The sequence below is a fragment of the Neorhizobium sp. SHOUNA12A genome (assembly GCF_023006505.1).
Taxonomy (GTDB): domain Bacteria; phylum Pseudomonadota; class Alphaproteobacteria; order Rhizobiales; family Rhizobiaceae; genus Neorhizobium.
In genome coordinates this window covers 33,674-44,435 of sequence record NZ_JALBGV010000048.1, presented here as the reverse complement: position 1 = coordinate 44,435, position 10,762 = coordinate 33,674, and the positions used below count along the sequence as shown (strand labels likewise).

Sequence of the window (10,762 nt, the reverse complement as noted above, 5' to 3'; positions counted from 1 at the left end):
CGACCGGGCGTGAGACCGGAGCCGCCGGTGCGCGCATACGGCTTGCCGTCTCGCGAAGCTGGCCCGAGGGGCTGCCGCCGAGCTGGAAGTGCGACAGCAGATCGCTGAGCTTGCCGCTTTCCTGGGCAAGGCCCGCGCCGGCGGCGTTCATCTCTTCGACCATGGCGGCATTCTGCTGGGTCGACTGGTCCATGTGATTGACGGCGGTATTGACCTGCGCAAGGCCGACCGACTGTTCCTGCGCTGCGATCGCGATCGCATCCATATGACTGTTGACGGTCTGGACGAGCTGTTCGATGACGCTGAGCCCCTCGCCCGTCTCGCTGACGAGCTTGACGCCCTCGCCGACGGCAACTGCCGAGTTGGAGATCAGCGACTTGATTTCCTTGGCGGCGTTCGCGGAGCGCTGGGCGAGTTCGCGGACTTCCTGTGCGACGACCGCAAAGCCCTTGCCGGCCTCACCGGCACGGGCCGCTTCGACACCCGCGTTGAGGGCGAGAAGGTTGGTCTGGAACGCGATCTCGTCGATCACGCCGATGATCTGGCCGATCTGCTGCGACGATTTCTCGATCCGTTCCATGGCAGATACTGCGTTGCGGACGACCTGGCCCGATTGATCGGCTCGTGTCCGGGCATCGCGGACGACGTCGCGGGCTTCGCCGGTGCGCTTCGAGGTGGCTACCACATTGGCGGTGATCTCTTCGAGTGCCGCGGCTGTTTCTTCCAGCGAAGCAGCCTGCTGCTCGGTGCGCTTCGACAGGTTGTCGGATGCGTCGGAAATTTCCCGCGAACCGCTGGTGACGGTGGAAACCGAATTGCCGACGCTGAGCAGCGCGTCGCGCAGCTGGCGGACCGAGGTATTGAAGTCGTGGCGCAGGCCTTCGAATTGCGGCGCCAAAGCTTCGTTCACTTCGCAGAGCATGTCGCCGGCAGCAAGACGACGAAGATTGGCGGCAAGCGCGCCGGTCGCCTGCGTCAGCTTCGCCTCGGCATCCGCCTCGCTCTGGCGCTGCATTTCGAGGCGCTCGGCCTCCGAACGACGACGGGTGGCTTCTGCCTCGGCTTCCAATTGAAGATTGCGGATCGCGGCTTCACGGAAAACCTCGACCGAGCGGGCCATGGCGCCGATCTCGTCCCTGCGATCCGAATAAGGGATCGCCTCTTCGGTATTGCCGGAGGCAAGGCTTGCCATCCGGTCGCCGATCTTGCGGATCGAGCCGGACAGGCTGCGGGCAATGATCACGCTGAGCGCGATGACAGCCAGGATGAAGATCGAGAGTGAGCCAAAAAGTACCCGCAGGCTGGACGCAGCGTCGGAAGACTTCTGATCGCCCAACGCTTTCAACTCGCTTGCAGCCTGGGCGATGATGCCGGAGGTGAAGGTGCGACGGTTCTCCATCGCGCGCGCCCAGGCGCTATAGTCGTCGGCGGCCGGCGTATAGGGCTTCAGACTGTCGAGCGCCTTCATCGTATTGGTGATCAGCTGACCGTCGGGCGTCTGGAAATAAGCGTCGTACTGCGCGATCAACTTGGGAGACAGGAAAGCGCGCATCGGCTTTTCATAAAGCCGGACCTGCTGCCGCCCCTGCATGAAACGGGCGGCTTCCTCGACGGTCAACGCACCGTTTTTGGTGTACTGCTGCCCCATCCGGTTGACGATGACGTAGCCGTTGCTGAGCTGGACGAGGGCATGGAAGCCGTCAACATAGCGCGCCAGCGCGCGGTCTTCGGTCAGGCCGCCGACGCGGCCGATGATATCCAGCGTCTTTTCCGAAACCGGCGTCACGTATTGCGCAGACAGAAGCTGGTTCGTGTCGCCGCTATCGATCTTGGCACGATATTCCGGCATCCGCAGAAAGCGTTCATCCACCGCCGCGACAAGCTCGCGCAAGCTGGCCTCGCCGTAACCCTGCGCATCGATGACCTTATACTGGTTCACGAGCCGCTTTTCCGCCGCATCCACGCTCGCACGGGCCTGGGGCCGCTGCGCCACGGAACCAAAGCTTTCTTCCGGAATGGCGTTCATCAGCTCGCCGCCGGCAAGCGCCAGGCTCTCAAGAGCGATCGCACGGTTCAGCTCCCGGTACTGGTTGTAGGATTCCCAGCTGGCGAACGCGCCGAGCCCAATCACGGCCAGGAGCGGAACGGAAGCAAGAAGCGTCAACGATGTACGGAAAGGCAAACGTTCGATCAAACGCAGCATGAATAAAACCCTCTGAAACGGGCCGTCATCATGACAGCGTCAAGACCCAGGCGGACATGGTCTCCCTGGGGCGGGAAAATGCGCCGGGAATCTTTGCGATTGTCTTTATCGGGCTAGGTTAAAAATACCCATAATTTTGGGGGTTCGGATTTTAGCTTTTGTTAACTTCATCCAAAAGAAAACCCCGGCAGAACCGGGGTTTTTACTTTAGGCAAAACTAAAAAAACTTAACGCGTCAGACGCTTGTGGGCCTGGCTGCCCGGGTTGAGGGCATCGGGGCCGAGTCGGCGGACCTTGTCCTGCTCATAGTCCTCGAAATTGCCTTCGAACCATTCCACATGGCCGTCGCCTTCGAAGGCGAGAATATGCGTCGCCAGGCGGTCGAGGAACATGCGATCGTGGCTGATGATGATCGCGCAGCCGGCAAAGTTTTCCAGCGCGCTTTCGAGCGCACCCAGCGTTTCCGTATCGAGGTCGTTGGTCGGTTCGTCGAGGAGCAGAACGTTGCCGCCGGCCTTCAGCATCTTGGCAAGGTGAACGCGGTTGCGCTGGCCGCCCGAGAGGTTGCCGACCTTCTGCTGCTGGTCGCCGCCCTTGAAGTTGAAGGCGCCGCAATAGGCGCGGGAGTTCATGTCGAACTTGCCGAGCTTGATGATTTCGGCGCCGCCCGAGATTTCCTCCCAGACGGTCTTGTTGCCGTCGAGCGCATCGCGACTCTGGTCGACATAACCGAGATGGACGGTCTCGCCGATGCGCACCGAACCCGCATCCGGCGTTTCCTGGCCGGTAATCATCCGGAACAGCGTCGTCTTGCCGGCGCCGTTCGGGCCGATGATGCCGACGATGCCGCCCGGCGGCAGCTTGATCGACAGGTCGTTGATCAGCGTGCGGCCCTCAAAGCCCTTGGTGATGCCTTCCATCTCGATGACCACCTGGCCGAGACGCTCGCTGACCGGGATGATGATCTGCGCGTCGCCGGGGCGCTGTTTGTCGGCGGCTTCCACCAGCTGTTCGTAGGACTTGATACGCGCCTTGGATTTTGCCTGGCGCGCCTTCGGGCTGGACGCGATCCATTCCTGTTCACGGGAAATCGCCTTCTGGCGGCCGGCTTCTTCGCGGTTTTCCTGCTGCATGCGCTTGGCTTTTGCGAGCAGGTAGGCCGAGTAATTACCTTCGTAAGGAATGCCGCGGCCGCGGTCGAGCTCCAGAATCCAGCCGGTGACGTTGTCGAGGAAGTAGCGATCGTGGGTGATCATCATCACGGCGCCCGGATAGTCGCGCAGGTGCTTTTCGAGCCAGGCGATGGTTTCGGCGTCCAGATGGTTGGTCGGTTCGTCGAGCAGCAGCAGATCCGGCTGCGACAGGAGAAGACGGCACAGCGCGACGCGGCGGCGTTCACCACCCGACAGGCTGGTGACTTCCGAATCGCGCGGCGGGCAGCGTAGTGCCTCCATCGCCATCTCGACCTGGCTTTCCAGGTCCCAAAGGTTCTGGCTGTCGATGACGTCCTGAAGCTTGGCGCCCTCGTCGGCGGTCTCGTCGGAATAGTTCATCATCAGTTCGTTGTACCGGTCGAGGACGGCCGTCTTCTTGGCAACGCCTTCCATGACGTTCTCAAAAACGGTCTTGGACGCATCGAGATGCGGCTCCTGTTCGAGATAGCCGACGGTCGCGCCTTCTGCGAGCCAGGCTTCGCCGGTATATTCCTTGTCCTGACCGGCGATGATGCGCAGCACGGTCGACTTACCGGCGCCGTTCGGGCCGAGGATACCGATCTTGGCATCCGGGTAGAAAGACAGATTGACGTTCTCGAGGATTTTCTTGGCGCCGTAGGACTTGTTGAGTCCCGACATGTGATAGATGAACTGACGTGCCATGGATAAAAGTGCTCCGGGGGGAATTTCGGTTTGCCGCTATGTAGGCGAATTGGTGGCCGGGAGCAATGCGCGAACGGTCGAGGGAGCGAGGATGTTCGACGAAACGAGGCGGTTTAAGAGCCCGACAGGCGCAAACCTTGCCTATCATTACCAGCCGCCGGCCGAACCGGCGCATGCCATCCTGCTGATCTCGCACGGGCTTGCCGAGCATTCCCGGCGCTACAGGGGTTTCGCCGAGACCATGGCCAGCCGCGGCTTCCAGACTTACGCCTTCGATCATCGCGGCCATGGCGAAACGACGGCGCCGGATGCGCCGATCGGCCGTTTCGCCCGGCATAACGGCGTCAGTCTGGTGCTCGAAGATGTCAAGGCCATGCGCGACATGGCGGCACATGCCCATCCCGGCCTGCCGGTTCTGCTCTTCGGCCATTCCATGGGCGGGCTGATCGCGCTCAATGCCGCCGTGGATCATCCCGACAGCTTTAATGCCGTCGCGGTCTGGAATTCCAACTTCCATCCAGGTCCGGCTGGCCGCGCGGCGCAGGTGATCCTGCGCATCGAAAAGGCTTTGAAAGGCTCGGACGTGCCGAGCGGGCTTCTGCCGAAACTCACTTTTGGCGCCTGGGGGAAATCCATTGCCGGCCACCGTACGGAATTCGACTGGCTGAGCCATGACCGGGATATCGTCGATGCCTATATCGCCGATCCCCTCTGCGGTTTCGATGCCAGCGTCTCGCTGTGGCTCGATCTCTTCGAACTCACGTTTCGCGCCCCGAAACTGATCCATCGACTGGCGAAAACCCTGCCGATCCACCTGATCGGCGGCGCCGAGGATCCGGCGACCAATGGCGGCCGTGAGATCCTGTGGCTTTCCGAGCATTTCAAGCGCAACGGCTTTTCGAACGTCACCACCAAGATCTGGCCGGGCACCCGCCACGAAACGCTGAACGATACGGTGCGGGCCCGCGCCACCGCCGAATTCGCCGCCTGGGCCCGGGCCGCCCTGCCCATGCCCGCGGCCGCGCTCTGAACCGGGCCTACTCATCAAACGGAATGAGTTCATGACATTTAATCAAGTGCTTCCGGGACCGGTCCCGGCTATAGGAAATCGATGAATTCGTCGTCCGCAAGCCTTGCCGCATCAGCCCCGAACCGGATCGTCAACGGCCTCGGCCTGATGATCGTCGCGATGCTGATCGCCCCGTTCATCGACGTCTTTTCGAAGCTTGCGACCGATACCGCGTCGCCCATGTTCATCACTGCCGCGCGCTTCGTTTTCCAGGCGCTCTGCATGCTGCCGATCGTGCTCCGGAATGGATATTGGCGGACGTTCTCCTGGCGTCTCAGCGTCTTCCATGCGATCCGCGCGACCCTCATCACTGTCTCCATGGTCTGCTTCGTGGCGACCCTGGCCGTCATGGAAGTGGCCGATGCCATCGCCATCTTCTTCGTCGAACCGATCATCCTCACCGTGCTCTCCAGCATCTTCCTCAAGGAGACAATCGGCTGGCGGCGTTATACCGCCTGCGCGGCCGGCTTCGTCGGCGCCATGATCGTCATCCGTCCAAGCTTCCAGGAGATCGGCTTCGTGGCACTGCTGCCGATCGTCACCGCCTTCTGCGTAGCGATCTTCGCGATCCTGACGCGGGCGCTGGCGCATCGCGAAGATCCCTGGTCGATGCAGTTCCAGATGGCGCTCTGGGGAATTCCGATCTCAGCCATATTGCTCCTTGTCGGCGACCGGACGGGCATCGGCTTCCTGGCGCCCTCCATGCCGGACTGGAAGACCCTGCTGTGGCTCGCGGGCGTCGGCGCCTTCGCAGCCCTGTCGGGCATCCTTGCCGTCTACGCCTATCGCGCCGCACCGGCGTCCGTGATTGCGCCGCTGCAATATTTCGAGATCGTCTCGGCAACGCTGTTCGGCTGGCTGGTCTTCGGCGACTTTCCCGATCCGGTCAAATGGCTCGGCATTTCGATCATCATCGGCTCCGGCCTCTATATCATCTGGCGCGAACGCCGCGTTGCTTCCATGAAGCCGGTAACCAGCGCCGCCAAATCAACCGTGACCCCGTGATATGACCCAGACACCCAAGAAACCGCCGCTTACCGGCATCCGCGTCATCGAACTTGCTCGTGTGCTCGCCGGTCCCTGGGCCGGGCAGATGCTGGCAGACATGGGTGCCGACGTCATCAAGGTGGAAAACCCCGATGGCGGCGACGATACCCGCGCCTGGGGTCCTCCCTTCGTCGAAGGCAAGGACGGCGAAAACCTGTCGGCCGCCTATTACCACTCCACCAACCGCGGCAAACGCTCGATCGCCGTCGACCTCAAGACCGAGGAAGGCCAGGACATCGTCCGCCGGCTGGCCGCCACCGCCGACGTGCTGATCGAGAACTTCAAGCTTGGCGGCCTCGTCAAATACGGGCTCGACTACGAGAGCCTGAAAAAGATCAATCCGAAGCTGATCTATTGCTCGATCACCGGCTTCGGCCAGAACGGCCCTTACGCCAATCTCGCCGGCTACGATTACATCGTCCAGGGCATGTCCGGCTTCATGTCGATCACCGGCGAGCCGGATGGCCAGCCGATGAAGGCGGGTGTCGCGATCGCCGACATCTTCACCGGCATCTATGCGGTGACCGCTATCCAGGGCGCGCTGATCCATGCGATGAAGACCGGCGAAGGCCAGCATGTCGACATGGCGCTGCTCGACGTCCAGGCCGGCATCCTCGCCAACCAGAACATGAACTACCTGGTCTCGGGCGAGGCGCCGGTGCGGCTTGGCAATGCTCATCCGAACATCAGCCCCTACGAGGTCCTGGCCACCGAAGACGGGTATCTCATTCTCGCCATCGGCAATGACGGCCAGTTCCGGCGCCTCTGCCGCATCCTCGGCATCGATGGGATGGCCGATGACGAGCGTTTCGCCACCAACAAGGCGCGCGTCGCCAACCGCGTCGAAGTGCGCCGGCTGATCCTCGCGCAGACGTCGAAATGGAAAAAGGCCGAGCTGCTCGCCGCCTGCGGCGACAATGCCGTGCCGGCAGGGCCGATCAATTCGATCGCCGAAATGTTTAACGATCCGCAGGTCAAGGAGCGCGGGCTCCGAATCGACCTCGAGGCAGCCGACGGTACGGTCATTCCCGGTGTGCGCAGCCCGATCGTGCTGTCGGAAACGCCGCTTGTCTATCACCGGCCGAGCCCGGCGCTCGGCGAACATACCGCAGACGTGCTGGCGCAACTCGATCAAATCGAAAAAGAGGGGAGAGAAAGATGAAAACCGCGATGAAAACCGGAGGGCAGCTCATCGTCGAGGCGCTGAAGGCGAACGGCGTCAAGCGCATCTCCTGCGTGCCCGGAGAAAGTTATCTCGCCGTGCTCGACGCGCTGTATGAAAGCGGCATCGAGGTGCTCGTCTGCCGCCAAGAAGGCGGCGCTGCGATGATGGCTGACAGCTGGGGCCGCCTCAGCGGCGAGCCGGGCATCTGCATGGTCACCCGCGGTCCCGGCGCCACCAATGCCTCGGCCGGCCTGCACATCGCCAAGCAGGATTCGATCCCGATGATCCTCTTCGTCGGCCAGATCGGCCGCGACATGAAGGAACGGGAAGCCTTCCAGGAGGTCGAATACCGCCGCGCCTTCACCGAATTTGCCAAATGGGTCGGCGAGATCGACGACGCCCGCCGCATCCCCGAATTCGTCACCCGCGCCTTTGCGGTCGCCACTTCCGGCCGCCCCGGCCCGGTCGTGCTGACGCTGCCGGAGGACATGCTGGTCGAGGAAGTCGAGGCGCCTGAAGCCCGCGCCTATATGCCGGTCGAAAGCCACCCCGGAAAAAGCCAGATCGCAGCGTTCGAGACCATGCTGAAGAACGCTCAGCATCCGATGTTCATCCTCGGCGGCACCCGCTGGAGCGAACAGGCGGTTGCCGATTTCCAGGCTTTCGCCAGCCGCTTCAAGGTGCCCGTAGGCTGCTCCTTCCGCCGCCAGATGCTGTTCGATCACCTCCACCCCTCCTATGCGGGGGATGTCGGCATCGGCATCAATCCCGTGCTCGCCAAGGCGGTCAAGGAGGCGGACCTGCTGGTGCTGATCGGCAGCCGCATGTCGGAAATGCCCTCCTCCAGCTATACGCTGATCGACATCCCCTATCCGCAACAGAAGCTCGTCCACGTCTTTCCCGATCCGGAAGAACTCGGCCGCATGTACCGGCCGGACCTGGCGATCTGCGCCGCGCCGGCGGAATTCGTCGCGGCACTGAAAGACCTCGAACCACCTGCCCTACCGCTCTGGGCCGAACGGAAATCGGCGCTGCACGACGCCTACCTCAAGTGGTCGACGCCGCCGGAGGCCGGCCCCGGCCCGGTCAGGATGGGTCCGATCATGCAATGGATCGAGGAGAACGTGCCCGACAACGCGATCTTCACCAACGGCGCCGGCAATTACGCCACCTGGCTGCACCGCTTCCACCGCTTCCGGAAATACAACACCCAGTCCGCCCCGACCTCCGGCTCGATGGGCTATGGCCTGCCCGCCGCGGTTGCCGCCAAGCAGCTGTTTCCCGGACGCGAAGTCGTCTGCTTTGCCGGCGACGGCTGCTTCATGATGCATGGCCAGGAATTCATCACCGCTGTGCGCTACGGACTGCCGATCATCACCGTGCTGGTCAACAACGGCATCTACGGCACGATCCGCATGCACCAGGAGCGGGAATATCCGGGCCGCGTCAGCGCCACCGACCTCGTCAACCCGGATTTCGTCGCCTATGCCAAGGCTTTCGGCGGGCATGGGGAACTGGTCGAGAAGACGGAAGAGTTCGGCCCGGCCTATGAGCGGGCGCGCGCCAGCGGCAAACCCTCGATTATCGAGGTCAGGCTGGACCCGGAAGCGATCACGCCGGCAAGGACGCTGACCCAGATCCGCGAAAGGGTATAAAATAGAAAAAGCCGGCCTATCAGCACGATAGGCCGGCTTTTTGAATCAAGATCGCAGCAGTCAGATCGCAGCCGTGACGATGAACTCGACCTTGTATTTCGGTGCAGCGAGCTTGGCTTCGCTGGTAGCGCGGGCCGGCGGGTTGGCCGGATCGATCCAGCTTTCCCAGACCGCATTCATTTCACCGAAATAGGACATGTCCGAGAGATAGATGATCGTCTGCAGGATCTTCGACTTGTCGGAACCGACGGCAGCCAGCAGGCGGTCGACTTCGGAAAGCGCGTCCTTGCACTGGTCGGTGACACTCTCACCTTCGCCAACCTGGCCGGCCAGATAGACGGTGTTGCCGTGGACGACGGCGCCGCTCATGCGGGCGGCCGGCTCGATACGCTGGATGCTCATGGAATTCTCCTCAAAAAATTGAGCTTCTGGAAGGGCCTCGCGCCAAAGGCACGAGGCCGCGGAAAATCTTTAGCCGCGAAGGTGCTGGCTCTTTTCGTAGATCGCCGTCGAACGGGCGCCGGAACGGCAGAAGCCGAGCATCGGGCGCGGCAATTCGTCAAGCGCATCGACCATCGCCTTGACGCCCTGTTCGTCGACGCCCATGCGGCCGACCGGGATGTGGCGGATGTCGAGGCCGAGTTCCTTGGCACGGGCTTCGATCTGCGCAAAATGCGGCTGGCCCGGCTCCTCGTCGTCGGGACGATGGCAGACGACCGACTTGAAACCCATGGCCTTGACCTGGTCGAGTTCCTCGACGGTGATCTGGCCGGTGACGGAATACTCGTCGTTGATCTGGCGGATATCCATGGACTTAGCCCTCCGTTCTATTTGAGGCGCAAGCATTACGACGGTGCCCTTTGGGCGTCAATCACTGAGCGACAACTCTCAGACGAAGCAGAAGCGCAGGCCGTATTCGACACTTTCGCCGGGCTTGACCCACCCGAGTTCCCCGTTCGCCGCAAGCTCCTGGCGGCTTGCCAAGCGATGCGAAACCGGCTCGATCCCCAGCACATGCGCCGGCGCCTTCTGATTCCGCCAGACCTGCAGATGCGGCAGCGTGTCGGTCCTGAACTTCACCTTCAGCGTCAGCCCGCCGATCGCCGCGATCGGCCCGAGCGCGATTTCGGTCCATTGCTCGCCCTCGACCGCCGCCGGCACGCAGAATATGCCGCCGGTCTCGCCGCCGAAGGTCCAGGGGAAGCCGCCTTTGTCGAGCATCCTGCCGGTCAGCCGGACGTGGTCATCGAACAGCCAGGCGCCGATATTCATATGGTACATATGCACCCGCGCGAATGGCTTGGAACCGGTATTGGTGACCTTGTCCGACAGGCTCACCTCGCCCGTCGCACCATCGATCCGCCAATGACGTTCGAGGAGAGCCGTCTCGCCGGTCACAATGGTCAGCGGCACGCGGGCACGGCATTCCGCATCCGGCCCCTGCGCATCCCAGAACAGGATTTCGGCCGGGTGGGAGGAGAAGGACCCATGCAGCGGATATTTCTGGCCTTCAGCGGCGCCTTCGATCGCCTCGGGATGACGAATATGGTCGGGCCCGCAGGTGAAGAGGAACCCTTCGAGCGAATGATCGATTCGCGGATCACCGTCGTCGGGAATGGCCCGGCCCGGAGCAAGATCCACATCGCCGATGAAACAGCCCCCGATATCGAGAACCGAGCTCTCGTCGAGAAAAATCCTCGGTCCGTTGGCAGCGGAAAAAGCCTTCATAATCATTCCCTTCACGGT

The 10,762-nt window shown here is 62.3% G+C and carries 9 protein-coding genes; 4 read left to right on the top strand and 5 right to left on the bottom strand.

Annotated features, from left to right (window positions below; all coding sequences use genetic code 11):
* A partial coding sequence (locus MOV63_RS20385; RefSeq protein ID WP_247036296.1) for a methyl-accepting chemotaxis protein occupies positions 1 to 2,203 on the bottom strand: 2,203 nt, incomplete at its 3' end.
* Positions 2,204 to 2,430: 227 nt separating this feature from the next.
* Positions 2,431 to 4,080 carry an energy-dependent translational throttle protein EttA gene (gene ettA, locus MOV63_RS20380; RefSeq protein WP_038543572.1) on the bottom strand — a complete coding sequence of 550 codons (1,650 nt, stop codon included), beginning with the start codon at positions 4,078 to 4,080 and terminating at the stop codon, positions 2,431 to 2,433.
* A gap of 91 nt (positions 4,081 to 4,171) precedes the next feature.
* Between ettA and MOV63_RS20375 the strand changes: the two genes are divergently transcribed.
* The 4 genes from MOV63_RS20375 to MOV63_RS20360 all read left to right on the top strand — a co-directional run bounded on the left by MOV63_RS20375 (position 4,172) and on the right by MOV63_RS20360 (position 9,016).
* Positions 4,172 to 5,110, top strand: a complete 939-nt coding sequence (locus MOV63_RS20375) for an alpha/beta fold hydrolase (RefSeq protein WP_247036295.1) — start codon at positions 4,172 to 4,174, stop codon at positions 5,108 to 5,110.
* Positions 5,111 to 5,191: 81 nt separating this feature from the next.
* A complete protein-coding gene (locus MOV63_RS20370; protein ID WP_247036293.1) occupies positions 5,192 to 6,154 on the top strand; it encodes a DMT family transporter in 963 nt (320 codons plus the stop codon).
* 1 nt (position 6,155) lies between these two features.
* Positions 6,156 to 7,358 (top strand): CaiB/BaiF CoA-transferase family protein, encoded by a 1,203-nt coding sequence (locus MOV63_RS20365; RefSeq protein WP_247036291.1) that lies wholly within the window; start codon positions 6,156 to 6,158, stop codon positions 7,356 to 7,358.
* Positions 7,355 to 9,016: a thiamine pyrophosphate-binding protein gene (locus MOV63_RS20360; protein ID WP_247036289.1), complete on the top strand. Its 1,662-nt coding sequence runs from the start codon at positions 7,355 to 7,357 to the stop codon at positions 9,014 to 9,016. Before MOV63_RS20365 ends, MOV63_RS20360 begins: the two co-directional genes overlap by 4 nt.
* 60 nt (positions 9,017 to 9,076) lie before the next feature.
* Here the strand turns inward: MOV63_RS20360 and MOV63_RS20355 are convergent, their stop codons facing one another.
* The 3 genes from MOV63_RS20355 to MOV63_RS20345 all read right to left on the bottom strand — a co-directional run bounded on the left by MOV63_RS20355 (position 9,077) and on the right by MOV63_RS20345 (position 10,744).
* Positions 9,077 to 9,418, bottom strand: coding sequence for a RidA family protein (locus MOV63_RS20355; protein WP_247036287.1), 342 nt, complete (start codon positions 9,416 to 9,418; stop codon positions 9,077 to 9,079).
* A gap of 69 nt (positions 9,419 to 9,487) precedes the next feature.
* Positions 9,488 to 9,826 (bottom strand): TIGR01244 family sulfur transferase, encoded by a 339-nt coding sequence (locus tag MOV63_RS20350; RefSeq protein ID WP_038543585.1) that lies wholly within the window; start codon positions 9,824 to 9,826, stop codon positions 9,488 to 9,490.
* A 78-nt stretch (positions 9,827 to 9,904) separates the two neighbouring features.
* Complete coding sequence (locus MOV63_RS20345; protein ID WP_247036285.1) at positions 9,905 to 10,744, bottom strand: DUF4432 family protein; 840 nt, start codon at positions 10,742 to 10,744, stop codon at positions 9,905 to 9,907.
* Positions 10,745 to 10,762 lie beyond the last annotated feature (18 nt).

What these genes read in the sequence shown, in the direction of transcription:
- MOV63_RS20365 (WP_247036291.1), top strand. Translation starts at nt 6,156, where the DNA reads ATGACCCAGACACCCAAGAAACCGCCGCTTACCGGCATCCGCGTCATC.
- MOV63_RS20360 (WP_247036289.1), top strand. Translation starts at nt 7,355, where the DNA reads ATGAAAACCGCGATGAAAACCGGAGGGCAGCTCATCGTCGAGGCGCTG.
- MOV63_RS20370 (WP_247036293.1), top strand. Translation starts at nt 5,192, where the DNA reads ATGAATTCGTCGTCCGCAAGCCTTGCCGCATCAGCCCCGAACCGGATC.
- MOV63_RS20355 (WP_247036287.1), bottom strand. Translation starts at nt 9,418, where the DNA reads ATGAGCATCCAGCGTATCGAGCCGGCCGCCCGCATGAGCGGCGCCGTC.
- MOV63_RS20345 (WP_247036285.1), bottom strand. Translation starts at nt 10,744, where the DNA reads ATGAAGGCTTTTTCCGCTGCCAACGGACCGAGGATTTTTCTCGACGAG.
- MOV63_RS20375 (WP_247036295.1), top strand. Translation starts at nt 4,172, where the DNA reads ATGTTCGACGAAACGAGGCGGTTTAAGAGCCCGACAGGCGCAAACCTT.
- MOV63_RS20350 (WP_038543585.1), bottom strand. Translation starts at nt 9,826, where the DNA reads ATGGATATCCGCCAGATCAACGACGAGTATTCCGTCACCGGCCAGATC.
- ettA (WP_038543572.1), bottom strand. Translation starts at nt 4,080, where the DNA reads ATGGCACGTCAGTTCATCTATCACATGTCGGGACTCAACAAGTCCTAC.